At 72.4% G+C, this 23,542-nt stretch carries 26 protein-coding genes; 16 read left to right on the top strand and 10 right to left on the bottom strand.

Annotated features, from left to right (window positions below):
- The first annotated feature begins 64 nt into the window (after window positions 1-64).
- Entirely contained in the window at window positions 65-493 is a 429-nt protein-coding gene (locus tag NDW01_RS25780) for a DUF6010 family protein (protein WP_252824631.1), read from the top strand.
- 50 nt (window positions 494-543) lie between these two features.
- Here the strand turns inward: NDW01_RS25780 and NDW01_RS25775 are convergent, their stop codons facing one another.
- Window positions 544-2,289, bottom strand: coding sequence for a carbohydrate-binding module family 20 domain-containing protein (locus tag NDW01_RS25775; RefSeq protein WP_252824629.1), 1,746 nt, complete (start codon window positions 2,287-2,289; stop codon window positions 544-546).
- 189 nt (window positions 2,290-2,478) lie between these two features.
- Here NDW01_RS25775 and NDW01_RS25770 point away from each other — a divergent pair, with 189 nt between their 5' ends.
- A complete protein-coding gene (locus tag NDW01_RS25770) occupies window positions 2,479-3,498 on the top strand; it encodes a LacI family DNA-binding transcriptional regulator (RefSeq protein WP_252785513.1) in 1,020 nt (339 codons plus the stop codon).
- Between the two features lie 34 nt (window positions 3,499-3,532).
- On the opposite strand, the gene NDW01_RS25765 is transcribed toward NDW01_RS25770, so the two are convergent.
- Entirely contained in the window at window positions 3,533-4,222 is a 690-nt protein-coding gene (locus NDW01_RS25765) for a response regulator transcription factor (RefSeq protein WP_252824620.1), read from the bottom strand.
- Window positions 4,223-4,337: 115 nt separating this feature from the next.
- Window positions 4,338-5,456, bottom strand: coding sequence for a MacS family sensor histidine kinase (gene macS / locus NDW01_RS25760; RefSeq protein WP_252824617.1), 1,119 nt, complete (start codon window positions 5,454-5,456; stop codon window positions 4,338-4,340).
- A 60-nt stretch (window positions 5,457-5,516) separates the two neighbouring features.
- On the opposite strand from macS, the gene NDW01_RS25755 reads away from it, so the two are divergent.
- The 3 genes from NDW01_RS25755 to NDW01_RS25745 are packed head-to-tail and all read left to right on the top strand — an operon-like array spanning window position 5,517 to window position 7,376.
- On the top strand, window positions 5,517-6,308 hold the full coding sequence (locus tag NDW01_RS25755) for a MerR family transcriptional regulator (RefSeq protein WP_252824615.1): 792 nt from the start codon (window positions 5,517-5,519) through the stop codon (window positions 6,306-6,308).
- Window positions 6,305-6,871, top strand: a complete 567-nt coding sequence (locus tag NDW01_RS25750; RefSeq protein WP_252824614.1) for a GyrI-like domain-containing protein — start codon at window positions 6,305-6,307, stop codon at window positions 6,869-6,871. The genes NDW01_RS25755 and NDW01_RS25750 overlap by 4 nt, the downstream gene beginning before the upstream one ends.
- 13 nt (window positions 6,872-6,884) lie before the next feature.
- Window positions 6,885-7,376, top strand: a complete 492-nt coding sequence (locus tag NDW01_RS25745) for a GNAT family N-acetyltransferase (RefSeq protein ID WP_252825053.1) — start codon at window positions 6,885-6,887, stop codon at window positions 7,374-7,376.
- A 56-nt stretch (window positions 7,377-7,432) separates the two neighbouring features.
- Here NDW01_RS25745 and NDW01_RS25740 read toward each other — a convergent pair whose 3' ends face one another.
- Window positions 7,433-7,966, bottom strand: a complete 534-nt coding sequence (locus NDW01_RS25740; protein WP_252824612.1) for a hypothetical protein — start codon at window positions 7,964-7,966, stop codon at window positions 7,433-7,435.
- A 133-nt stretch (window positions 7,967-8,099) separates the two neighbouring features.
- Between NDW01_RS25740 and solA the strand changes: the two genes are divergently transcribed.
- Complete coding sequence (gene solA, locus NDW01_RS25735) at window positions 8,100-9,167, top strand: N-methyl-L-tryptophan oxidase (protein ID WP_252824610.1); 1,068 nt, start codon at window positions 8,100-8,102, stop codon at window positions 9,165-9,167.
- A gap of 59 nt (window positions 9,168-9,226) precedes the next feature.
- Here solA and NDW01_RS25730 read toward each other — a convergent pair whose 3' ends face one another.
- On the bottom strand, window positions 9,227-9,364 hold the full coding sequence (locus NDW01_RS25730) for a TetR family transcriptional regulator (protein WP_252824607.1): 138 nt from the start codon (window positions 9,362-9,364) through the stop codon (window positions 9,227-9,229).
- A 202-nt stretch (window positions 9,365-9,566) separates the two neighbouring features.
- On the opposite strand from NDW01_RS25730, the gene NDW01_RS25725 reads away from it, so the two are divergent.
- The 3 genes from NDW01_RS25725 to htpG all read left to right on the top strand — a co-directional run bounded on the left by NDW01_RS25725 (window position 9,567) and on the right by htpG (window position 14,311).
- Window positions 9,567-10,679, top strand: coding sequence for a glycosyltransferase (locus tag NDW01_RS25725; RefSeq protein ID WP_252824605.1), 1,113 nt, complete (start codon window positions 9,567-9,569; stop codon window positions 10,677-10,679).
- 354 nt (window positions 10,680-11,033) lie between these two features.
- Window positions 11,034-12,209, top strand: a complete 1,176-nt coding sequence (locus NDW01_RS25720) for a Cmx/CmrA family chloramphenicol efflux MFS transporter (RefSeq protein ID WP_252824603.1) — start codon at window positions 11,034-11,036, stop codon at window positions 12,207-12,209.
- A 191-nt stretch (window positions 12,210-12,400) separates the two neighbouring features.
- Window positions 12,401-14,311, top strand: a complete 1,911-nt coding sequence (gene htpG / locus NDW01_RS25715; protein ID WP_252824601.1) for a molecular chaperone HtpG — start codon at window positions 12,401-12,403, stop codon at window positions 14,309-14,311.
- A gap of 224 nt (window positions 14,312-14,535) precedes the next feature.
- Here the strand turns inward: htpG and NDW01_RS25710 are convergent, their stop codons facing one another.
- The 3 genes from NDW01_RS25710 to NDW01_RS25700 form a co-directional block, all read right to left on the bottom strand.
- Window positions 14,536-15,405 carry an SMP-30/gluconolactonase/LRE family protein gene (locus NDW01_RS25710; RefSeq protein ID WP_252824599.1) on the bottom strand — a complete coding sequence of 290 codons (870 nt, stop codon included), beginning with the start codon at window positions 15,403-15,405 and terminating at the stop codon, window positions 14,536-14,538.
- Between the two features lie 82 nt (window positions 15,406-15,487).
- Window positions 15,488-15,712 (bottom strand): hypothetical protein, encoded by a 225-nt coding sequence (locus tag NDW01_RS25705; protein ID WP_252824596.1) that lies wholly within the window; start codon window positions 15,710-15,712, stop codon window positions 15,488-15,490.
- Window positions 15,709-16,113, bottom strand: coding sequence for an ATP-binding protein (locus NDW01_RS25700; protein WP_252824594.1), 405 nt, complete (start codon window positions 16,111-16,113; stop codon window positions 15,709-15,711). Before NDW01_RS25700 ends, NDW01_RS25705 begins: the two co-directional genes overlap by 4 nt.
- Before the next feature lie 143 nt (window positions 16,114-16,256).
- Between NDW01_RS25700 and NDW01_RS25695 the strand changes: the two genes are divergently transcribed.
- The 6 genes from NDW01_RS25695 (at window position 16,257) to NDW01_RS25675 (ending at window position 21,232) form a co-directional block, all read left to right on the top strand.
- Window positions 16,257-17,042, top strand: a complete 786-nt coding sequence (locus tag NDW01_RS25695) for a helix-turn-helix domain-containing protein (RefSeq protein WP_252824592.1) — start codon at window positions 16,257-16,259, stop codon at window positions 17,040-17,042.
- Entirely contained in the window at window positions 17,039-17,140 is a 102-nt protein-coding gene (locus tag NDW01_RS44440; RefSeq protein ID WP_406567761.1) for a DUF397 domain-containing protein, read from the top strand. Before NDW01_RS25695 ends, NDW01_RS44440 begins: the two co-directional genes overlap by 4 nt.
- Window positions 17,141-17,320: 180 nt before the next feature.
- Window positions 17,321-17,662, top strand: coding sequence for a DUF302 domain-containing protein (locus tag NDW01_RS25690; protein WP_252825051.1), 342 nt, complete (start codon window positions 17,321-17,323; stop codon window positions 17,660-17,662).
- Between the two features lie 43 nt (window positions 17,663-17,705).
- Window positions 17,706-18,653 carry a cobalamin biosynthesis protein gene (locus tag NDW01_RS25685; RefSeq protein WP_308211777.1) on the top strand — a complete coding sequence of 316 codons (948 nt, stop codon included), beginning with the start codon at window positions 17,706-17,708 and terminating at the stop codon, window positions 18,651-18,653.
- 244 nt (window positions 18,654-18,897) lie between these two features.
- On the top strand, window positions 18,898-20,400 hold the full coding sequence (locus NDW01_RS25680) for a cobyric acid synthase (RefSeq protein ID WP_252825045.1): 1,503 nt from the start codon (window positions 18,898-18,900) through the stop codon (window positions 20,398-20,400).
- Window positions 20,401-20,440: 40 nt separating this feature from the next.
- A complete protein-coding gene (locus NDW01_RS25675) occupies window positions 20,441-21,232 on the top strand; it encodes a class I SAM-dependent methyltransferase (protein ID WP_252824589.1) in 792 nt (263 codons plus the stop codon).
- On the opposite strand, the gene NDW01_RS25670 is transcribed toward NDW01_RS25675, so the two are convergent.
- Window positions 21,229-22,236 (bottom strand): Gfo/Idh/MocA family oxidoreductase, encoded by a 1,008-nt coding sequence (locus NDW01_RS25670; protein ID WP_252824587.1) that lies wholly within the window; start codon window positions 22,234-22,236, stop codon window positions 21,229-21,231. The two genes, NDW01_RS25675 and NDW01_RS25670, sit on opposite strands and share 4 nt — an antisense overlap.
- 103 nt (window positions 22,237-22,339) lie before the next feature.
- Here NDW01_RS25670 and NDW01_RS25665 point away from each other — a divergent pair, with 103 nt between their 5' ends.
- A complete protein-coding gene (locus NDW01_RS25665; protein ID WP_252824584.1) occupies window positions 22,340-23,167 on the top strand; it encodes an AMP-binding protein in 828 nt (275 codons plus the stop codon).
- On the opposite strand, the gene NDW01_RS25660 is transcribed toward NDW01_RS25665, so the two are convergent.
- Window positions 23,146-23,538 carry a VOC family protein gene (locus NDW01_RS25660; protein WP_252824581.1) on the bottom strand — a complete coding sequence of 131 codons (393 nt, stop codon included), beginning with the start codon at window positions 23,536-23,538 and terminating at the stop codon, window positions 23,146-23,148. The genes NDW01_RS25665 and NDW01_RS25660 overlap by 22 nt on opposite strands.
- Window positions 23,539-23,542 lie beyond the last annotated feature (4 nt).

Genomic DNA, 23,542 nt, shown 5'->3' with positions numbered 1-23,542 from the left:
AACCCGTTGGAACCTGTCACTCACGCCACTGGGAGCCGCGCCGCCGCCCGCGTACCCATGGAGCATGGAGTTTCTGCCCTACATCGCGCCGATCGGCATCGGCATCGTCTACGCGCTGCTGATGTCCGTCATCCGGGAACCGCACCGGCGGACCGTCAACGCACTCATGATCGCCGGAGCCGGCGCCGCCTACCTCAGCGGCGGCGGCATGGGCGGCTTCGAATTCGCCTTCACCGCGCTGCTCGTCTACGTCGCCTTCCGCGGCCTGAACTCGTGGGGCTGGATCGGCGTCGGCTGGCTGCTGCACACCGCATGGGACGTCGTCCACCACCTCAAGGGCCACCCCATCGTCCCGTTCGAGCACGGCTCGTCCATGGGCTGCGCGATCTGCGATCCGGTCATCGCCCTGTGGTGCTTCGCCGGTGGCCGGACGCCGCGGGAGCTGCTTCGCCGGACGCGGCGCCGGGCGCCGGTTCAGGAGCAGGCCGCCTGACGCGCGGGCGCCCGGAACCGCCAGGGGCCCCGGGCGCCGGTACGCGCGGGTCAGCGCCAGCTGTCGTTGATGGTGGCGGTGCCGCCGGATCCGGTGGTGTACGACCGGTTCGGGTCGGACTCCCAGGTGACCGAGCCGTCCGGGTTCTTCTTGACGTACTTGTACTGGAACGTGGTGTTCGCCGGCAGGGACACGGTGGCGGACCAGGTCGGGTAGCCCGCCGACGACAGTGCGACGGCGCTGCCCGGAGCCCAGGTGCCCAGCGCCGGGATCGAGCCGACCACGAAGACGTTCTGCCCGTAGTACGTCGTCGCGTACTCGTTGAACGTCACCTGCACGACGCCGGTGCCGCCGCCCCCGCCGCCGGTCCCGGTGGCCGCGACGTCGATCGCCACGGCGCTCCCCGGGCTGACGGAGAAGGTCGCGTTGCCGGAGCCGTCCACCGTGACGGCCGTGCCGGTGCACTTGCCGGAGGAGACACCGCCGCCGATGACGTCGCAGTACGTCCCGGCGGGCAGGCCGGTGGCGAACGTCCGGCTCAGCGTGCTGCCGGAGTTGTTGATGGCGACGTAGCCCTTCGCGCCGCGGCCGAAGGCGATCTGGTTCGAGCCGTCGGACCACCAGTTCGCGACGGACGTGCCCTTCACCGCGTTGTGCCAGCCGACCATGCCGCCGAGCACGCGGTCGAGGCAGCCCTGCCAGCCGCTCGCGCAGGTGGTGGCGGTCACGTATCCGTTGCCGTCCGCGGGCGGGGAGTCGTCTGTGCCGCTGAAGTCGAAGCCGGAGTAGACCTGCGGGGTACCGAAGTTCCAGGCCAGCGAGAAGATCGTGGCCAGCCGGTACTTCGCGCCGTCCTTGTAGGACAGCGTGCTGCCGTTCCGCTCGGTGTCGTGGTTGGCGACGAAGACGACGGACTTGTTGCTCGGCTCCATGCCCCAGGACTGCCCGAAGCTCTGCAGGTTGGCGATGCCGCCGTTGAACTGGTCCTTGAGCTTCTGGCCGTACACGAACTCCAGCAGGTCACCGGTGCCCTCGAAGGCGCTCGGCGCGAGGCTGCCGCTGCCGCCGGGCATGACCTCCTGGTAGATGTACGCCGACCGGGTGAGCTTGCCCTCGATGGCGGCCAGGTCGGTGGCGCCGATGTGCTTCGCGGCGTCGACGCGGAAGCCGTCAACGCCGAGGGAGAGCAGGTCGTTGAGGTAACCGGCGATCTTCCCGCGCACGTAGTCGGACTCGGTGCGCAGGTCCGACAGGCTGCTCAGCTCGCACTTGGTGACCTCGGTGTAGTCGTTCCAGTTGTGGATCTGGTCGTCGGACTCCGGGCAGTCCGACGGGTAGTTGTGGAAGTCGGCCGAGGAGTAGATGCCGGGGTAGTCGTACTTGGAGAAGGTCTTGCCGCCGTAGCTCGTGCTGCCCTGGCCGGTCATGTGGTTGATGACCGCGTCGGCGTACACCTTCACGCCCGCGGCGTGACAGGCCGACACCATGGCGGCGAACTGCGACCGGGTGCCCATGCGGCTGTTCACGTCGTAGTCGGCGGGCTGGTAGACCTCCCACCACGGGTGGCCGCTGCGGGTGAGGGAGTCCTCGGGCGGGGCGACCTGGACGGCGCCGTAGCCGTCGGGGCCGAGCACGTTCGTGCACTCGGAGGCGACGGAGTTCCAGTTCCACTCGAAGAGGTTGGCGATGACGTCGTGGTCGCCGGTGGGCGACGCCGTGGCGGGGCCGGCACCGGCCACCGGCGTGATCGTGGCCGCCAGCGCGACGGCCAGCGCGGGCAGCAGGCGTTTCAGCATGCGGGGCCTCCTGGGGTGAGGAGAGTGGGCGGGGTCCCCCGAGGGTCTCGCGACCGCTGTGTGTTTCCGCTGTGTCGCCGTGACGGTAACCCGCCCGTAGGTTGTTATCAATACTTTTCTGCAAGGTTGCGAAAGATTGCAGCGGTGACGTCAGCGCCGGTCATCGCGTCCGGCGGTACATTCGTGCATGTGAGCATGCGCCTGGCGGACATCGCCGCCCAAGCCGGAGTGAGCGAGGCCACCGTGAGCCGGGTGCTCAACGGCCGGCAGGGCGTGGCGCCGGCGACGCGGCAGGCGGTCATCGACGCGCTCGACGTCCTCGGGTACGAACGGCCCACCCGCCTCCGGCCGCCGCGCAGCGGGCTCATCGGCCTGATCGTCGCCGAGCTGGACAACCCCATCTTCCCGGCGTTCGCCCAGGTCATCGAGAACACCCTGGCCGTGCACGGCTACACCGCGGTGCTCGGCGCGCTCGCTCCCGGCGGCATCAACGAGGACGACTACACCGACCTCCTCCTCGAACGCGGGGTCTCCGGGATCGTCTTCGTCTCCGGCCTGCACGCCGACTCCCAGGCCGACCACGGCCGCTACAAGCGGCTCACGGACCGCGGGCTGCCGATCGTGCTGATCAACGGCTACGCCGAGGGGGTCGACGCCACCTTCGTCTCCAGCGACGAGGTCGGCGCGATGGAGCTGGCAGTGGCCCACCTGGCGCACCTGGGGCACCGCCGCATCGGGCTGGCCGTCGGCCAGGAGCGGTTCGTGCCGGTCATCCGGAAGACCGAGGGATACCGCCGGGGGATGGCCGAGCACCTCGGGATCACCGAGGTCGGGGACCAGGTCGTCAACACCATCTTCACGGTCGAGGGCGGCGAGGCCGCGGCGAAGCGGCTGCTCGACCAGGGCTGCACCGCGATCTGCTGCGGCAGCGACATGATGGCGATCGGGGCGATCCGCGCCGCCCGTCAGCGCGGCCTGCGGGTGCCCGAGGACGTGTCCGTCATCGGCTTCGACGACTCGCCGCTGATGGCCTACGTCGATCCGCCGCTCACCACGGTCCGCCAGCCCGTACGCGAGATGGCCCTCGTCGCGGTGCGCAGCCTCCTCGACGAGATCCAGGGCGTCGGCGCGCCGCACACCGAGCTGGTCTTCCGGCCCGAGCTGGTCGTCCGCAGCTCCACCGGCCCGCTCGGCTCCGCCGACCAGTAGGTGCGACGACCTCCCGCAAGACGGTGCCGGGCGGTCAGCCGAGGCCCTGTTCCAGCGCGTAGCGCACGAGCTGCGCCTTGTTGTGCAGCTGCAGCTTGGTCAGGGTGTTCTGCACGTGGTTCTGGACCGTGCGGTGCGACAGGACGAGGCGTTCGGCGATCTCGCGGTAGGTCAGGCCCTTGGCGACGAGCCGCAGCACCTCGGTCTCCCGGTTCGTCAGCCGGGGCGTCTCCTTCTCCGGCGCCGTGACCAGCCGGCGGTACTCCCCGAGGACCAGTCCGGCCAGCCCGGGCGTGAACACCGCCTCCCCGGCCGCCGCCGCGCGGACCGCCGCGACGACGTCCTCCAGGGACGCCGACTTCGTCAGGTAGCCGGTGGCGCCCGCCGTCACGGCGTCGAGGACGTCCTGGCGCTCCCCGCTGGCCGACAGGACCAGCACGCGGACGGAAGGATCCGCGGCCAGCAGCCGCCGTGTCACCTCCGCGCCGCCGAGGTCCGGCAGGTGCAGGTCGAGGAGGACGACCTGCGGCCGGGTGGCCCGGGCCACCCGCAGTGCCTGGGCCCCGTCGCCGGCCGTGCCCACGACCGGGAGGCCGGCCGCCGCCAGCCGGTCCGCGATGCCGTCGCGCCAGATCGGGTGGTCGTCCACGACCAGCAGGCGGGGCGGACCGCCGGCGTCCACGGTCTCGGGCCGCGTTCCTGCGGAGTCTGTGCCGGCGTCCATGGTCGCGGGCCTCGTCCCTCCGGAGCCTGCGCCGGCGTCCACGGTGCCGGGCCTCGTCCCTCCGGAGCCTGCGCCGCCGTCCACGGTGCCGGGCCCCGTCTTTTCGGAGTGCGCGTCAGCGTCCATGGTGTCCGACCTCGTTCCTCGGGATCCGTAGTTCGACCTCGGTGCCCCTGCCGGGCGCCGACAGGACGGCGGCCTCCCCGCCGAGCTCGGCGACCCGGCCGACGATGGACTGCGCGACGCCGAGGCGGCCGGCCTCGGCCGCCTCGGTCAGCCGGCCGGCGGCGAACCCCACTCCGTCGTCCCGGACGCTGACCGCGACGGCCTCGCCCTCGTCGTCGAGCAGCACCCAGGCGCGCGCGTCCGGACCCGCGTGCCGGCGGACGTTGTCGAGCGCCTCGCCGGTCGCGGCGGCCAGGGCCCGGGCCGCCGCCTCGGGCAGGAGCACCTCCTGGGCGGGGCAGGAGACGGTGACCCGGTCGCCGGCCAGGGGTTCGAGCAGTGTCCGTAGGTCGAGCCGGCCGTCCGGGGCCGGGGCCGGGGGGAGCGCGATCAGCGTTCGCAGCGCCGTCTCCTGCTCCCCGGCGAGCCGGCCCAGCTCGGCCGCCTCACCGCCGAGCTCCCGGCCGCGCGCGCTGACCAGCGCGAGGACCTGCAGGACCGAGTCGTGGATGTCGCGCGCGATGCGCTGCCGCTCGGCCGTCGCCGCCTCCCGCCGGGCCGCGCGGTCGAGGGCGGCCTCCGCGCGCAGCACGAGCCGTACGACGTGACCGCCGACCGTGCCCGCGATCAGCAGCAGCACGATGCCGTTGAACGTGTTGCGCGGCAGCGCCTGGCGTTCCAGCAGGTCGGCGGCCGACAGGACCGCCGCGCCCGCGAACCCCGCCCACGGGCCGCCGGCGACGGCGCAGGCCAGCACCGGCGCGGCCGCCCAGCACAGGGGCAGCGTCCCCGCGCCGTGGTCGATGCGGGCGGCCGTGTCGACCAGCCGGGTGGCGAGGATCAGGGCCGCCGCGACCGCGACGTCCGCGCCGGCCACCCAGGGCCGCCGCGCCGGCGCCCGTGCGTACGCCGCCGTGGCCGGCGCCGACCACGCCGCCATCACGGTGAGCGCCACGAGGCCGCCGCCGGGATGCGCGTACCGGTGGTGGTCGCGCACGATGACGACCGCCGCGTACACGAGGGCGATGAGCCGGTAGACCCCGACCGCCCGCCACATCTGCTCGACCACGACTGCGACATTACGGGCTGACGGCCCGAATCGTTGGACTCTCCTTCTAGGGGAGACACCATGCTGAAGTCCGTGAACGAGGGATACCTGCCGATCGGGCGGTTCGCCCGGCTCTGCCGGCTGAGCGTCAAGCAGCTTCGGAACTACGACGACCTGGGCCTCCTGGTCCCGGCGCACGTCGACCCGGACACCGGATACCGCTACTACCGGCCGGACCAGTCCCGGGACGCCCTTGTCATCGGCCTGCTGCGCTCCCTCGACGTGCCGCTCCCGGCGATCGGCCGGGTGCTGGCCGACGGGACCGGCGCGCTGGGCGGCGTACGGGACGCGATGGAGGCCGACCTCGCGCGTCGCCGGCGCAACCTCGCGGCGCTGGAGCGCATCCTCGCCGACGGGCTGCCCAGCCCCGAGGTGAGCCTGGTCCGCGAACCGGCCCGCCGCGTCGTCGCCGTCCGCGACGTCGCGCCGCCGGACGGGATCGGCGCGGTCACGTCGGCGTGCGTCGCGCGCCTGATGGGCGCGCTGGCCGCGGCGGGGCCGACCGTGGCGCCGATCGGGCTGTTCCCGCTGGACCTGGCCGCAGAGGTCCCGGTCACGGTCGCGGCCGAGACGGACATGGCCGTCCCGGGCACCGCGCCGGACGTGCTGCGCGGCGGGCTGTTCGCGTCGGCGACCCACGTCGGGCCGTACGACCAGATCGGCCTCACCGCACACGCGCTGCTGGCCTGGGCGGGCGACCGGGGGCACACGCCCACCGGCCCGCTGCGCGAGGTCTACGTCTCCGACCCGGCGAACACGCCGCCGGAGCGGCTCGTCACCCACCTGATGGTCGAACTGGAGGAGTCCGAATGAACCCCTATGTCGCCGTCGACGAGCCCGAGCTCGTCGAGTTCGGCCCCGCCCGCGGACCGTCCGTCTCCGGACAGGGGGAGCCGGGCGGCGCCGCGTACAACACGTGCGCCGGAGCGCTCTACGCGGTCGCGGGGAGCCTGTGCGGCGCGGCGGCCCGGAACGGCCGGGCGTTCGACCTGCCGCCGCTCGAAGGCCGGTGGTGGGTCGAGGACGAACGGTCGCCGTTCGACGTGCCGCGCGAGGAGTGGCACTGGCACCTGTTCCTCCGGCTGCCGGACACCGTGGAGGACGCCTGGTACGACGAGGCGCGCCAGGCCGCGCCGCACCCGGCCGCCCCGAGGGTCCAACTGGTCACCTACACCGAGGGACGCTGCGTCCAGGTGCTGCACCGGGGAGCGTACGCCGACGAGCCGCGCACGCTCGCGCTGATGGACGCCTACCTGAAGGAGAAGGAGCTGGTGCCGAACGGCCTGCACCACGAGGTGTACCTGTCCGACGTCCGTGAGACCGATCCGGAGAAGATGCGCACGATCCTGCGGATGCCGGTCCGCCCTGCGGTCTAGTCTCGCCGATGTGATGCGGACTCCGGCCGAGCCCCGGCGGTACCGGCTCGACGCGATGCTGTCCTGGCCGCCGGCGCCGGTCGACGCGTCCTTCCGCACGCCGGCCCGGGCGGACCTGCCGCTCCTCGGCGCGCTCATGTGGGACGCCTACCGCGGTACCCCCGACGAGCGGGACGCCGGCGACGGCGTCGCGTCGGCCACCGAGGAGGTCCGGCTGACATTCGACGGGAAGTACGGCCCGTTCGTGCCGGAGGCGTCCTTCGTCGCCGAGGAGGACGGCCGCCTCGTCGCGGCCGCCCTGGTGACGGTGTGGCAGGGCACGCCGCTGCTGGCGTTCGTGTTCACCGCCTCGTCGCACACCGGCCGCGGTCTGGCCCGCCGGCTCATCCGCGCGGCGATGGGGGCGCTGGCGGGGCTCGGGTACGACCGGCTCTCCCTCGCGGTGACCGAGGACAACGCGCACGCCCGCAGGCTGTACGAGTCGATGGGGTTCGCGCCCGTCTGAGAACGGTGGGTGCGGCCTCCAGGCCGGAGGCCGCACGCCGGTCGAATGCGCGTCGGTCAGTCGTGTGCCTGGTAGACGGCGCCGGCGAAGGGCAGCGCGCCGCCCGTCTCGCGCTGGTCGGGCGGCGCGAGGCCGGCCGACGCCGCCCACGCGTCGACGAGGCCGGCCGGCCAGGACGACCGTTCGCCGGGGAGGACGACGACCACGCCGCCGGGGGCCAAGGCCCGGCCCAGTTCGCGGACGGTGTGCCGGGGGAACGCGAAGGTCTTCGGGTCGAGGCGGCAGACCATCACGGGCGCGCTCGCGGCGGGGAGGGGCAGGTCGATGTCGACCTGGCCGACGTCGACCGGCGGGACGTTCCCGCCCGCCCGCCGTACCGCACGCCGCAGTGCGCGAACGTCGCGCCGATGCGGCACGGACGCCTCGACCGGCACGCCGTCGGCGATCAGCCGGGCGGCCAGGTCGTGCAGGCCCGGGCCGACCAGCCGTACGGGCGCGGCGCGCCGGGCGGCCGCGCCGGCGAGGAGCGCGCCCAGGGTCGCGTCGTCGAGGAGGGGACAGCCGTGCGCGGCGAAGGCCGGTGTGCTCATCGGCGCGCCGTTCGGCCGGTGCCCGCGACAGGGGTCGCGGTGGGGCGGGGCTGGGTCACCGGAGTCCTCCCACGGTTTATCTGTATTCTGCAATTATCCTAACGTACCTCTCTAACCAGGCATTATTCAGGGCATGAACGACATCGACGTAGCGATCGTGGGACTCGGACTGGCCGGATCGGCCACCGCGTGGGCGCTGAGCCGGCGGGGCCGGAGCGTGGCCGCCTTCGAGGCGTACGGGCCGGGCCACCGGCGCGGCAGTTCGCACGGCCACGCCCGGATCTTCCGCCGCGCCTACCTGGACCCGCTGTACGTCGAACTGACCGGCCGGGCCGGGCGGCTCTGGGAGGAGCTGAGCGAGTCGGCGGGGGAGCCGCTGCTGACCCGTACCGGCGGCGTCGACCACGGGCCCGGCCGGGAGCCCGCGCGCATGGCCGCCCTCCTGCGCGACCATGGCGTCGCCGCCGAACTGCTCGACCCCGCCGAGGCGGCCCGCCGCTGGCCCGGCATCCGCTTCACGGGCCCGGTCGTGTTCGACCCGGAGGGCGGCGTCCTCGATCCGGAGGCGTCGATGGCCGCCCTGGTCCGGCTCGCCGCCGAGGCCGGCGCGCACGTCGCGTACGACACGCCCGTCCGGGCCCTGGAGCCGGACTCCACCGGCGTCCTCCTGCGCACCGACCAGGAGACCTGGCACGCCCGCACGGTCGTCGTCGCGGCGGGCGGCTGGACCGCGCCGCTGCTCGACGGCCTGGTCCCCCTGCCGCCGCTGACAGTCACCCAGCAGCAGGTCTTCTTCTTCGACACGAGGGATCCCGGCCCGTGGCCGACCATCGTGCACGGCGAGACGACCCTCGACGTGTACGCGCTGCCGGAGGGCCCGTCCCTGAAGTTCGGCGCGCATGTGGGCGGCACGGTGACGACCGCGGACGACCGGGACTTCGTCGTCGACCCGGCCGCCCGCGAGAGCGCCGTCGAGTACGCCCGGACCTGGCTGCCGGGCGTGGACCCGGAGCCGCGCTCGGAGGTGACCTGCCTCTACACCGCGACACCCGACGAGGACTTCGTGCTGGACCGCCGGGGGCCGTTCGTGGTCTGCTCCGCCTGCTCCGGGCACGGCGCGAAGTTCACCCCGCTGATCGGCGAACTCGCCGCCGACCTGGTCGACGGCCGCCCCCCGATCGACCGGTTCGCCCTGCGCTGAGCACGGCCGCCGGCGCCTTCGCCGCACGAAGATCGAAAGAAGCCCATCCCGAAGTAGCGCTACACCGCCCCGATCGATGTTCCTGCCGCGGCGGCGATGTCCGCCATCGAGGTGTGTTCGAATCCCTTCTCGGCGAACAGCGCGAGGGCTGCCGTGAGGATCTCCTGGCTCCGGGCGTTGAGGTAAGCCGCTGTCATCTCCGGCAAAGTGAACCACCGTTCGCTTTTTGTTAACGTATCGCCGTTCACGATGAAGACCGACGTCGCGGGCCGACACGGCTGAGACGAGCACCTCGGCCCGGCGGGCCGGCCCCCGCAGGGGGCGCGCGCCCACCGACGTTCTGCATCCGTCACGAGCGGCCGATGACTCGGTCCGGCCGTCATAGTTTTGAGGAGTTCCATGCGTCTTCTCTTCTCCAGCACGCCTGCCCTTGGGCACCTGCTGCCGATGTTGCCGCTGGCTGCTGCGGCTCGCAGTGCCGGTCATGAGGTCGCGTTGCTCAGCCATCCGTCCATGGCCTCTTTCGCCGCTGGAATGCCCTTGCTCCCCGCCGGCCCGAGCATCCCGGAGACCTTCGAGGACGTCACCCGCCGTACGGCGGTCGATGCGATGCAGGACATGGCGGCCGGGCCGGTCGAATTCTTCGTCGAGTCCCGGGTGAGCCTGGGTGCGGAGGCCGCGCTCGCCGCCGCCGGCGACTTCGCCCCCGACCTCATCGTCGCCGACATGATCGACTACCTCGGCCCGCTCGCCGCCGCTGCGCTCGGCGTTCCCTGGGCGGCACACGGGGCGGCCCTCCCGCTGGACTCTCAGCTGGCCGCTGCGCTCGACCAGGCCGCCGCCGCTCGCTTCGCTCAGTACGGGGTGACCCCGACGGCGCCCGTCGCCTACGTCGACCCGTGGCCCGACAGCCTGCTCGGGGACGGCTACGCGCTGCCCGCCGAGCGGATGACCATCCGGCCGGAGCCGCACTCCGACGAGAGCAGCACGTGGTCCCGGCCGCGGTTCGACGGCCGGGAGGACCGCCCATTGATCTTGGTGACCCTGGGTACGGTCGTCGATGATCCCTCCACCCTAGGGGCGATCCTGGATTCGCTGGCCCCGTTGGACGTCAACGTCATCGTCGCCCCGCACTCCGCGACGGACCTCGCGGACCGGAAGGTCGACTCCACGCGGGTGCACCTGGCCGGCTTCGTCCCGATGAAGCAGTTGCTGGAGGGAGTCGACGTGGTGGTGTCCTCCGCGGGTGCGGGCAGTGTGCTGTCCGCGCTGAGCGCTGCCCGGCCGATGGTCCTGTTCCCGATGGGCCTGGACAAGCCCCTCAACGCCGCGCGGGCCGCCGAGGCGCGCGCGGCCGTGGTCATTGATGCCGCGGACCAGGTCGGTGACGCGGTCGCGCAGGTACTCGCCGACCCGGCGGTGGCCGACGGCGCCGCGACGGTGGCCGAGGAGATCGCTGGGATGAATTCGCCCGACGACGTGCTCGGGCTCCTGCTGAAGCGCGTCGGGTAACTCCGAGAGCTTCGCCGGCTCCGTCGCTTTCGAAAGTGTCTTTCGACAGCTCTTGTCCATCGCATGGACGGGTCCGAGCGGAAACCTCCGTCCGGCCGGGGACACGGGCCGGCGCCGAGGCCGCGGGCGGACCCGTCGTACGGCGAGTGGAGCGGTTGTGTACTGTGCGGGTCATGTCGAGCCCTGAGGCGTCCAAGGTGGGGGCTTTCGGTCACGCCGTCAGCCCCCTGAACCACTGAACCCTTGGTCCGCCCCCGGCAGCCTTCGCTGCTCGGGGCCGGCGCGCGCACTCCGGGGTGCTGGCCGCGGTGACGAGACGTCTCCTTCTCGTTCTCCCTCACCCCGGAGTCCTCGGTGCCTCTCGCGCTCTACCTGCTCGCCGTGGCGGTCTTCGCCATGGGAACCTCGGAGTTCATGCTCGCCGGTCTGCTGCCGGACATCGCCTCGAGCCTCGACGTACCGGTCGGCGCCGCCGGGCTGCTGACGTCGGCCTTCGCGGCCGGGATGGTCGTCGGCGCTCCGCTGATGGCCGCGCTCGCACGCCGGTGGCCGCCCCGGAGCAGCCTGCTCGCGTTCGTGCTGGTGTTCGCGGCGACCCACGCCGTGAGCGCTCTCACGACGAGCTTCGCCGTTCTGCTCGTCGCCCGCGCGGTCGCCGCCCTGGCGAACGCGGGGTTCCTGGCCGTGGCTCTGACGACCGCGGCCGCGCTGGTGGCGGCCGACCAGAAGGGACGCGCGCTGGCGGTGCTGCTGGCGGGCACGACGGTGGCCACCATCGTCGGAGTTCCCGGCGGCGCGGTGCTCGGCACACTGCTCGGCTGGCGGGCGACCTTCTGGGCGATCGCCCTGCTCTGCCTTCCCGCGGCCTTCGGCGTCCTCAAGGACATCCCGGAGCGTGCGGTCAAGGCCGCGCCGTACGGTCCGGCCGGCCCGGCACTCCGGGCCGAGTTCGGCCGGCTCGCCAAGCCCCGGCTCATCCTGGTGATGGCGCTCGGAGCACTGGTCAACGGCGCCACCTTCGGCACCTTCACCTTCCTGGCCCCGGTCGTGACCGGCACCGCCGGGCTGGGTGAGCCGTGGGTCCCGGCCGTCCTGGGGCTCTTCGGCCTCGGCTCCTTCCTCGGTGTCACCGTCGCGGGGCGCCTGTCGGACCGGCGTCCCGGCCTGGTCATCGCCGTCGGCGGCCCGCTGTCGTCGCTCGGCTGGATCGCGCTGGCGACGCTGGCCGCCCGGCCGGCCGCGCTGCTCGTCCTCGTGTTCGCACAGGGCGCGCTCTCGTTCGCGCTGGGCGGCACCCTGATCACCAGGGTGCTCTACGAGGCGGCCGGCGCCCCCACCATGGGCGGTTCGTACGCGACGGCGGCCATCAACATCGGCGCCGCGGGAGGCCCCGTCCTCGCGGCGACCACCCTCGGCCCGGGCCGGGGGAACCTCGGTCCCGTCTGGGTCAGCGGCCTCCTGATCGCCATCGCGCTGATCCTCGCCCTGCCGCTCCTGCGGGCGGCACGGCCCGTGCCGCCCGAAGCGTGACAAGACCGCCCCGGACCCGTACGTCACCTGCGCCACGCCGGGCGTTCCCCCGGCGTGGCGCCGGCACGGCGCGTGCCCGTCACGGGCCGCCCGAGAGGAGAACTCTCGGTACGCTTTGGCCGATCCGGGGCCGGAACCGGCCGACGGAGGAATGCCGGAAAGCGACGATCGCAAGGAGAAGTGTTCGTCCGATGAGCACATCGACGCAACAAGAGAGGTTCGGTTTCCAGGCCGAGGTCGTCCAGCTTCTCGACCTGATGATTCACTCGCTTTACAGCAACAAGGAGATCTTCCTGCGGGAGCTGATCTCCAACGCCTCGGACGCCATCGACCGCCTGCGGTTCGCGAGGCTCACCGACCCCGGGCTCGATGAGTCCGACGAGGCGCTGCAGATCCGGGTCTCCTACGACAAGGACGCCCGCACGATCACCATTTCCGACAACGGCATCGGAATGAGCCGGCAGGAGGTGATGGACAACATCGGCACCATCGCCAAGTCCGGCACCCGCGAATTCCTCCAGGCCCTCACCGGCGACCAGCGGAAGGACGCGACGCTCATCGGGCAGTTCGGCGTCGGTTTCTACTCGGCGTTCATCGTCGCCGACCGGGTGACGCTGACGACGCGCCGGGCCGGCCTGCCCGCGGCGGAAGGCGTCCGCTGGGAGTCCGACGGTCGCGGTGAGTACACCCTGGAGACGATCGAGCACCCCGCACGGGGCACCGAGATCGTGCTGCACCTCCGCGAGGGTGAGGACGAGCTCCTGGGCGACCACCGGCTGCGTACGATCATCCGCAAGTACTCCGACCACATCAGCCTGCCGATCCTCATGCCGGACGAGGACGCCGGGTCCAGCGACGCTCCGGCCGAGACGGTCGTCAACCGGGCGTCCGCGCTGTGGGCGCGCCCGAAGAGCGAGATCAGCGAGCAGGAGTACACCGAGTTCTACAAGCACGTCGCGCACGACTACGCCGACCCCCTCGCCCATCTGCACGCCAAGATGGAGGGGACCTACGAGTACACGCTGCTGCTGTTCGTTCCGGCCCACGCGCCGTTCGACCTGTGGATGCCCGAGTCACGTCACGGCGTGAAGCTGCACGTCCAGCGGGTCTTCATCATGGACGACACCGGGCAGCTCATGCCGAACTACCTGCGCTTCGTCCGCGGGGTGATCGACTCCAGCGACCTGCCGCTGAACGTCTCGCGGGAGATCCTGCAGAGCAGCCGCGTCGTCGACTCGATCCGGTCCAGCGCGGTCAAGCGGGTGCTGAAGCTGCTGAAGGACCTGGCCGAGAAGGAACCGGACAAGTACGCCACCTTCTGGGGCGAGTTCGGCGCCGTCCTCAAGGAGGGGATCGCCGAGGACTACTCCAACCGGGACGACATCGCCCGCCTGCTGCGCTTCACCACGACCACGTCGAGCACCGACACGCCGGACACCTCGCTCGCCGACTACGCGGCCCGCATGAAGGAGGGCCAGGAGAAGATCTACTACCTGGTCGCCCCCACGCTCGCCGCCGCCAAGTCCAGCCCGCACCTGGAGATCTTCCGTGAGAAGGGCATCGAGGTGCTGCTGCTGAGCGACCCCGTCGACAACTGGGTGGTGACGAGCCTGCCCGACTTCGACGGCAGGCGCCTGCAGTCCGTCGCGCAGGGCGCGGCCGACCTCGGCGCGCTGGAGGACGCCGCCGAGAAGGAGGCGAACGAGAAGGCCGGCACGCAGTTCGCCGCCCTGGTGGAGCGCCTCAAGAAGGCCCTCGGCGACCGCGTACGGGACGTCCGGACCACCAACCGCCTCACCACGTCGCCGGCCTGCATCGTCGCGGGCGAGCCGGACCTCGAGATGAACCTCATCCGCCGGATGCAGGGCTCGGGAATGCCGAGCGAGCCCATCCTGGAGATCAACCCCGAGCACCCGCTCATCCGTCGGCTCGACGCCGAACCCGACGAGCGCCTCGCCGACTGGGCGCACGTCCTCTACGGCCAGTCCGTCCTCACCCTCGGCGCCCGCGTCGACGAACCGGCCGAATTCGCCGCCCGCCTCAACGACCTGCTCGTCACCCTGACCGGGGAGCGGGAGACCGCGGACGGCGACGACTCCTGACCCGGGCCCCGCACCGGCGTGGGCGGCGGGCGCCCACGCCGGTGCGGTGGGCACCCGGTCCGCAGCCTTGCGCCGAGGTTCCTCGTCGTCCCGGCGACGAGGATCCTCGGCGCTCAGCGCCGCTCACGGCGACGACTGCGGCGGACGCGAGACGCCGGCGGGTTGATCGCTGGTGTCCGCTGCGTTCTGACGGCAGCGGACACCAGCGGGAGCGCTTCGAGAGTTCAGCGGGCGCCGGTGAACGGCGTCGCGAGGGGGCCGGTGACGCCCGGGTCGACGCGGAAGATCCGGCCGGCGTCCGGCTCGGCCTCCCGCTGCTGCGGGGACAGGCCCTGCTGCGACGTCGTGATGAACAGCGTCGAACGGTCGGTGCCGCCGAAGCAGCAGCTCGAGACGTTCGTCACCGGCAGGCGGACCGTCCCCACCAGTTCCCCGGACGGGGCGTAGCGGTGCACCACGCCGCCGCCCCACACGGCCTGCCACAGGAAGCCCTCGTCGTCGACCGTCATGCCGTCGGGGTGCCCACCCTCGACGGTGACGAACGGCCGCCGGTTCGCGACCTCCCCGGTGTCCAGGTCGTAGTCGAAGACGTCGATCCGCCGGGTCGGCGTGTCGGCGTAGTACATCGTGCGGTGGTCGGGGCTCCAGGCCGGGCCGTTGGAGATGGTCACGTCGTCCAGCACGGTGCGGATCGAGCCGTCGAAGACGAACAGCGAGCCCGCCCCCTCCGTCTCGTCGAACGCCATCGTGCCGGCCCAGAACCGTCCCGCCGGGTCGCACTTGCCGTCGTTCATCCGGATGATGGAGGCGTCGGCCAGGTCGCCGGTCAGCGCCGTCGCCCTGCCGTCCTCGTCCAGCTCCATGAAGCACGTGCCGGCGGCGATGATCCACCCGCCCAGGACCCGGGGCACGGCGGCGCCGATCGGCCGGTCCACCTGCAGCGAACGCGGGTCGGTCAGTGTCTTGCCGTCGTAGCCGGCCAGCCACAGCCGCCCGGCCATGATGTCGACCCAGCCGAGCCGGTCTCCGTACCAGAACGGCCCCTCGGCGTGCTCGACCTTGACCGGCGAACAGGGTTCCGCGGTGAGTTCCATGCTTCGGCTCCAACCGTGTCGCGATGATCAGCGTCATCCTTCCACTACCCGCTCACAGACGGACACGCGCAGCGGCGCGGGCTCACCGTCGGGTCGGCCTCTCCCACGGGAGGATATATGCCGAACAGCGGCCTTCAATGCCACGTATCTCCGCCTCTATATGGAGCATTGATCGGACGTGCCGCCAGCCGAGCTCCAGATAGCGCCAGTGGAGCAGCCAGAACGAACCTGCCGATGGGTCGTACGCGATGATCCACTCTGGGAAGCGAGCCTTGACGCGTTCGATGGTGAGAGTCTCTTCGATCACGAGTGCCGCTCCACCGTCGCCCAGACGACCTTTCCACCGGCCACTCGGAATGCGCCGTATCGATGGGCGCACTGGCTGACGATGGGAATTCCGCGCCCTGATTCGGCATGGAGCCCCGGCTGCCTCTGGCGGGGAAGGTCGTCTACGGGGTCGTACACCTGAATCGTGACATATTCCCGTTTCGGGAATACCGAGATTCTGATCTCTCGGTCGGGTGCTGCCTTGATCGCGTTCGTGACCAGCTCGGATACGATCAGTTCTCCGTCGTCGACCGCGTTCGGGCTGCAGCCCAAGCGCCGGAGGCTCGCGCGGGCGAACGCGCGTGCGTGCCTCACCATTTCCGGCCGGCCCTCGATTCTCAGCCTCGCGGTGTCGCCCATCTCGGTGATCGTCTGATCCATGGCGGTGGCTCCCTGCCTCGCGTCGCTAATCCGTATGGTCAGACTGAACCTGTGGCGCTACCATTGCGCTGTTTCAAAGGAACATCAGAAACCCGCGGAAACGAGAGGGCCGGCCGATGACGTCGCGACCGCCGCTTGATCCGATGTCCTCGCTGTGGGACGTCATCGCTCTTCAGTTGCGCTTTCAGCGGGAGCGGGCCGGCCTTACCGGCACCCAGCTCGGCGACCGGATCGGATGCGTCCGTTCGACTGTTTCCCGGATCGAGTCCAACACCCTCAAGCTTGATTCAAAGCAGGCCGCACTTGCGGACGAAGCACTAAAAACCGGCGGTTTATTCGCTGCCCTGATGTTTCACGCCCTGCGTGAGCCGGACGGTCAGTGGCGCAAGGAGCATCGGGACATCGAGGCGACGGCCTCGACCATCCGTGTGTTCGAGGCGATCGTTGTCCCCGGTTTGCTCCAGACGCCGGAATATGCCCTCGCTCTCGCGGTCGCGGGCGGTGTCGCGGAGGATGTGGCGCGGGCGGCCATCGAGGAGCGGTTGAGTCGACAGGCCATTCTGACGAGAGAGGATCCTCCTCTGCTGTGGGTGATCCTCGCAGAGACCGTCCTGGAGTGGCCCGTCGGTGGGGCAGAGGTCATGCTGAAGCAGTTGGAGCGTCTGCTGGAGTTCGCGGACATGCCGAATATCGGAATACGGGTCGTCCCAAGGGCGGTAGGGGCGTACAAGGGGCTGGATGGTAGCTTTAAGGTACTGTCTAACGCATCGGGTGATGTGGCCTATTTGGAATCTCCTGGACAGGGAAGGTTGGTCTATTCCTTCGGGGCGCGACCGTATCTCGACCGTTATGAACGGATAGGACTGAAAGCGCTCAATGATGAGCAGTCGAAGGTACTGATCCGTAAGAAGATGGAGCTGTATCGATGATTGAGACGTATCGGAAGAGCAGCTACAGCGGAACCGACATGGGCAGTGACTGCGTTGAGGTGGGTGTCATCGGTGGGGACGAGACGAGGACGGACTGACGAAGGGGTCTCCGCCTCGGCGGTGCCGTTCCTGCGTGATCGCGCTGCCGGTGGCAGGTGCTGCCAGGAAGTAGCCGCCGGACTCGACTCTGTGAGAGGCGTGAGTGCGTGGACGACCAGGGCTTGGTGACGGTTGCCAGTGAATGGTCCGTCAGCGAGACGATCGACCGCTTGCAGAAGGTGATCAGCGGCGCGGGACTGCTCGTGTTCGCCAGGATCGACCACGCCGGCAACGCCGTGCAGGCCGGGATGGAGCTCCGTCCGACCGAACTGCTCATCTTCGGCAATCCCCGGGGCGGCACCCCGCTGATGCAGGACCGGCAGACCAGCGGCATCGACCTGCCCGTCAAGGCCCTCGCCTGGCAGGACGAGCACGGCAAGGTGTGGCTGACCTACGACCGAGCCTCGTGGATCGCCGACCGGCACGGGCTCGGCGCCGAGAGCGAGTCGGCGGTCAAGGCCATCGATACGGGCCTCGCGCACCTCGTCGAGCAGGTGGCCGGCAGGGCGGCGATCGGATAGCCCCCCGTCCTGGACCGTTCCGGGCGGCCTATCGTCTTCGTTCGTGACGACGGAGATGGGGCTGTGGGCCGGGCTGCTGCTGGACGCGCTGGCCGGGGATCCGCGGCGAGGGCATCCGGTGGCGGCGTTCGGGCGGGCCGCGAGCGCGCTGGAGCGGCGCCTGTACCGGGACTCGGTGGGGCGGGGCGCGGTGTTCACGGCCGTGTGCGTGGCCGGGGCGGCCGGCGCCGGTCTCGTCGTGGACGCCGTCGGCCGTCGTACGGCGGGGGGTACGGCGCTCACCGCCGCCGCCACGTGGGCGGTGGTCGGCGGGACGTCCCTCGGGCGTGAGGGGCTCGCGATGGCGGCCGCGCTGGAGGCCGGGGACGTCGAGGCGGCGCGGCGGCGGCTGCCGCACCTGTGCGGGCGGGACCCGAGCGCGCTCGACGCCAAGGAGCTCGCGCGGGCGACGGTCGAGTCGGTCGCCGAGAACACCTCCGACGCGGCCGTGGCGCCCCTGTTCTGGGGCGCCGTCCTGGGCGTGCCGGGGCTGCTCGCGTACCGGGCGGTCAACACGCTGGACGCGATGGTCGGGCACCGCAGCCCCCGGTACCTCAGGTTCGGGCGGGTCGCGGCGCGCCTGGACGACGCGGCGAACTGGGTGCCCGCCCGGCTGACCGGGCTGCTCACGGTGGCCTGCGCGCCGCTCGTCGGCGGCTCCCCGCGCGACGCGTACGCGATCCTGCGCCGCGACGGCGCGGCGCACCCGAGCCCGAACGCCGGGCGGTGCGAGGCGGCGTTCGCCGGGGCGCTCGGGGTCCGGCTCGGCGGCGTCAACGTGTACGGGAGCCGCGTCGAGCACCGGCCGGAGCTCGGTGACGGCCGCGCCGCCGAGCCGCAGGACGTCCGGCGGGCCGTCCGCCTGTCCCGTACGGTCACGGTGACCTCGGCCGCCGTCGTGATCGGTGCCCGCGCCGCCGTCAGGTCCTGGTGGCGGAGCCGGCGCCGCTGAACGAGGCGAGCGGCGCGGGTGCCCCGGAGGGTGTTCCTCCGGGTACATCCGTACGACCCGCTTCCACGGCAGCCGGCCGTCGGTGACCGGACGGCCGGTGCGGTCGTGGACGCGACGGCGGACCTGCCCGCCGGCCGGGCCCGCCGCCGTCCTCGAACGGCGCACCGGGGCCTCTGCGTCTCCTGGCCGACCGCGGCGGGCGGCGCGGCTGCTAACTTCGGCGTCCGTGAGCACACGGAGCGGGATGCTGCTGGTCGCCGGTACGACCTCGGATGCGGGCAAGAGCATGCTCACGGCGGGGATCTGCCGGTGGCTCGCCCGGCAGGGCGTCAAGGTCGCGCCGTTCAAGGCGCAGAACATGTCGCTCAACTCGATGGTCACCGCCGACGGCGCGGAGATCGGGCGGGCGCAGGCCATGCAGGCCGCCGCCGCGCGGATCGAGCCGACCGCGCACATGAACCCGGTCCTCCTCAAGCCTGGCAGTGACCGGCGCAGCCAGGTCGTCGTCCTCGGCCACCCGGTCGCCGAGGTCGACGCGATGGGATACGCCGCGCACAAGGAACGCCTGCGCCAGGTCGTCCTCGGCAGCCTCGCCGAACTGCGCGCCCAGTACGACGTCGTCATCTGCGAGGGCGCGGGCAGCCCCGCCGAGATCAACCTGCGGGCCGGCGACCTGGCGAACATGGGCCTGGCGCGCGCCGCCGGCGGCCCGGACGGGCCCGGCATGCCGGTGATCGTCGTCGGCGACATCGACCGGGGCGGGGTCTTCGCCGCGCTGTACGGGACGGTGGGCCTGCTGGAGCCCGCGGACCAGCGGCTCATCGCCGGCTTCGTCATCAACAAGTTCCGGGGTGCGCCCGAGCTGCTGGCCCCGGGGCTGGCGCAGATCACCGCGCTGACCGGCCGGCCGGTGTACGGCGTGCTGCCCTGGCTCGGCGGGCTCTGGCTGGACGTCGAGGACTCCCTCGCCCTGGACGCGCGTCCAGCGACGCGCCCGGCGGTCGCGGGGGAGACGCTGCGGGTCGCGGTCGCCCGGCTGCCCCGGATCTCCAACTTCACCGACCTCGACGCCCTGGCCGCCGAGCCCGGCGTGAGCGTGCGGTTCGCGACCACGCCCGGCGAGCTGGCCGACGCCGACCTGGTCGTGCTGCCCGGCTCCCGTGCCACCGTCGCCGACCTGGCCTGGCTGCACGAGCACGGACTGGCCGCCGAGGTCGTGCGGCGCGCGCGGGCGGGCCGGCCGGTGCTCGGCATCTGCGGCGGCTACCAGATGCTGGCCCGCGAGATTCACGACGACATCGAGTCGATGGCCGGGCCCGTGCCGGGCCTCGGGCTGCTGCCCACACGGGTGGAGTTCGGGCCGGACAAGATCCTCGGCCGGCCGAGCGGCACGGCGTACGGCGAGCCGGTGCGCGCGTACGAGATCCACCACGGCGTGGCGGCGGTGGAGGGCGGCGAGCCGTTCCTCGACGGGTGCCGCGACGGGGCGGTCTGGGGGACGACCTGGCACGGCGCGCTGGAGAACGACGGCTTCCGCCGCGCCTTCCTCGCCGAGGTCGCCCGGGTCGCGGACCGCGACTTCACCCCCGCGCCGGACACCGACTTCGCCGCGCTGCGGGAGGCCCAGCTCGACGCCCTCGGCGACCTGGTCGAGCAGCACCTCGACACCGGCGCCCTGTGGCGCCTCATCGAGACCGGCCCACCGGCGGACCTTCCCGTGGTTCCCCCGGGCGGGGCCGTCGCATGAGCGCAGCGCCTCTGGCCGTTCCTCCGGGGAAGGAGGCCGCATGAGCGGTTTCACGCCGGGCGAGGACCGCTGGCGGTCGCGGCTCGGAACGCTGCGGCAGGTCGTCCGCCAGGAGCTCGTGACGCGGCAGCTCGCCCACCACGTCCCGGACGCCGAACCGGGCGACGTCCTGGACCTCGGCTGCGGTCAGGGCACCCAGGTGCTGGCGCTCGCCCGCCGGGGTCACCGGGTGACGGGCCTGGACGCCTCGCCCGCGCTGCTCGGCGACCTGCGGGCCGCGCTCGAGACCGAGCCGGCGGAGGTACGCGAGCGCGTCCGCCTCGTCGAAGGCGACGTGCAGGAGGCCGCACGGCTCCTGGAACCGTCGCGGTTCGGTGTCGTGCTGTGCCACGGCGTCCTCATGTACTTCGCCGATCCCGGCCCGGTCCTCGACGCCGTCGCCGGGGTCACCGCGCCCGGCGGACTCGTGTCCCTGCTCGTACGGAACGGCGACGCCCTCGCCCTGCGGCCGGGGCTGAAAGGCGACTGGGCGGCCGCCGCCGGCGCCTTCGACGGCACCGCCTACCGCAACCGGATCGGCGTCGACGCCCGCGCCGACCGGCTCGCCGACCTGACGGCGTCGCTCGCCGAGCGCGGCCTGAGCCGGATCGCCTGGTACGGCGTCCGCGTCTTCACCGACACCGCCGCCGACGACGCGCCCGTGCCCGAGCCCGAGCGGCTCGACGCGCTCCTGGCCTGCGAGGAGCGCGCCGGGCGCACCGACCCGTACCGCGGTGTGGCCGCGCTGCTCCACGTCATCGCCCGGCGGACGGGCGAGCGGGAGCTCCGTTAGGAAGAGCTCCGCGCCGCGGTCTCGATGACCTCCAGGCCGGCGATCGCGTCCTCCAGCGTGACCGGCGGCGGGCCGTCGCCGCGGACCGCCGCCGCGACGGCCGGGTAGAAGTCCCGGTAGCGGCCCGGGTCGGTCGGTTCCGCGCGGGTGTCGCCGGGCGTGCCGACCTCGCCGTACGCCTCGGGCGGGGTCACGCCGAACTCCGCGTCCTCCGGGGTGCGGCCCGCGCGGAGCTGGTCCTCCTGGCCGTCCAGCCCGTACGTGACGTACGCGGCGCGGTCGCCCAGCACGCGGAAGCGCGGTCCGAGGTCCGCGCTGATCGCGCTCATCCACAGGTGGGACCGGACGCCGTTCGCGTGGGTCAGGGCGACGAACGCGTCGTCGACCGCCTCGGCGCCCGGCCGCCGTACGTCCAGTTCGGCGTGGACGGCGACGGGCGGCCCGAACAATGTGATCGCCTGGTCGACCAGGTGCGCGCCGAGGTCGTACAGGACGCCGCCCGCGGCGTCCGGGTCGGCCGTCTCCTTCCAGCCCGGCTTGATCTGCGGGCGCCAGCGCGTGAACCGCGACTCGAACCGCAGCACCCGCCCGAGAGTTCCGTCCCCGATGAGCCGGGCGGCCGTCCGGAAGTCCCCGTCCCAACGGCGGTTGTGGAACGGCACGACGAGCGGGCCGCCGGCCAGCGACCGGGCCTCGGCGGCGGTCACCGCGATGGGCTTGTCGACGACGACGGGGAGTCCCGCGTCCAGCGCCGCCCGGGCGAGGGGCGCGTGCGTACGGTTCGGCGTGGTCACGACGACCAGGTCGTATCCGCCGGACCGGACGTCGCCGGGCGCGTCGAGCAGTTCGGCGCCGGGGTACCGGTCACGGACGGCCGCCCGCCGCGCCGGGTCGCGGGTCACGACGGCGGCCAGTTCCAGGCCGGGGGCGGCCGAGATGAGCGGTGCGTGAAAGACCGCACCTCCGGTTCCATACCCGATCAGAGCGACGCGCAGGTTGTCCACAGATGGCCTCCTTCAAGGCCATTTGATCACGCTGCGGGTCTGTCCCGGCACGGTGGATCGGCCTAGTCTCCCAGGGGGGTCTTCGATCGGTGAAGGAGCACGCATGCCCGACCCGTCGCCAGAGGCGAATCTGGCCGAGTCGCTGAGCCGATGGACGCTCGCGTTCGGCTGGCGTGACCGGGCGGCGTTCCTGTGCGGTGACGACGTCTTCACGCACGGGGAGGTCCACCGGGGGGCCGGGCGCGCGGCGGGGTTCCTGCGGGCGCACGGCGTACGGCCGGGCGACCGGGTGGTCATCGCGCTGCCGGGGGCGATGGAGTTGGTCTGGGCGTTCCTCGGCACCGTGCGGATCGGGGCGCTCGCGCTGATCGCCGACCCCGAGGCGTCCATGCTCCCGCCGGGAGACGTCGCGGTCTGCGCCCCCGGCCGGCACCGGAACGTCATCACCCCCGACGAGCTCGTCACCGGCATGGCGCGGGCCACCGTGCCGCCGGCGCACCCCGTGCATTCCTGGACACCGGCGTTCGCGCAGTACGGCGAGCTGTACGCGCACGGCGACCCGGAGGCCTCCTTCCTGGCGATGGAGCCGTTCGGGCTGCGGGAGAACGACGTGCTGTTCTCCGTTCCCAAGACCCACGACCCCGTGGGGCTGCGCAACACCGTCTTCCTGCCGCTGTACTCGGGAGCCAGCGCGGTGCTGGACTCCGGCCGGCGGTCGATCGCCGCGGTCGCCGAGCGGGTGCGCCGGCACCGGGCGAGCGTCCTGCTGTCGACGTCCGCGTTCCTGGCGAGGCTGGCGGCGGAGGCGCCCCGCGAGCCGTTCTGGCCGCTGCGCATCGCGGTCTCGCAGGGCGCCCCGCCGCCGGTCCACGCCGAGGACCGGCTCGGCTGCCCGGTCCTGGCCCCGGTTCAGGACCCGGCACCGGCGTAGGTGCCGAAGCTCCAGAACACCCCCTCGGGGTCCCGTACGGTGAATCCCCGTGAGCCGTAGTCCTCGTCGGTGAGTCCCTGGACGACGGTCGCGCCCGCCGCCACGGCCCGCGCGTACACCGCGTCGGGCGCGTCGGTGACGACGTACACCGCTCCGGCGCCCGGCGGCAGACCGGCGAGCGCGCTGTCGGCACGGCCGGCGTCGCCCAGCATGACGCCGCCGCCTCCGGGCGCGCGCAGCTCGGCGTGGGCCACCCGGCCGTCGTCCTCGTACACCGCGACCTCCTCGAACCCGAAGGCGTCGGCGAGGAACCGGATCGCGGCGTGGGCGTCCTTGTAACGGAGTGCGGGCCAGACTCTGGTTTCGCTCATGGCC

The sequence above is a fragment of the Actinoallomurus soli genome (genome assembly GCF_024055715.1).
GTDB classification, from domain to species: Bacteria; Actinomycetota; Actinomycetes; order Streptosporangiales; family Streptosporangiaceae; genus Actinoallomurus; species Actinoallomurus soli.
Note: the sequence above shows the minus strand (reverse complement) of the source record. Positions and strands in the feature narration are given on the sequence as shown.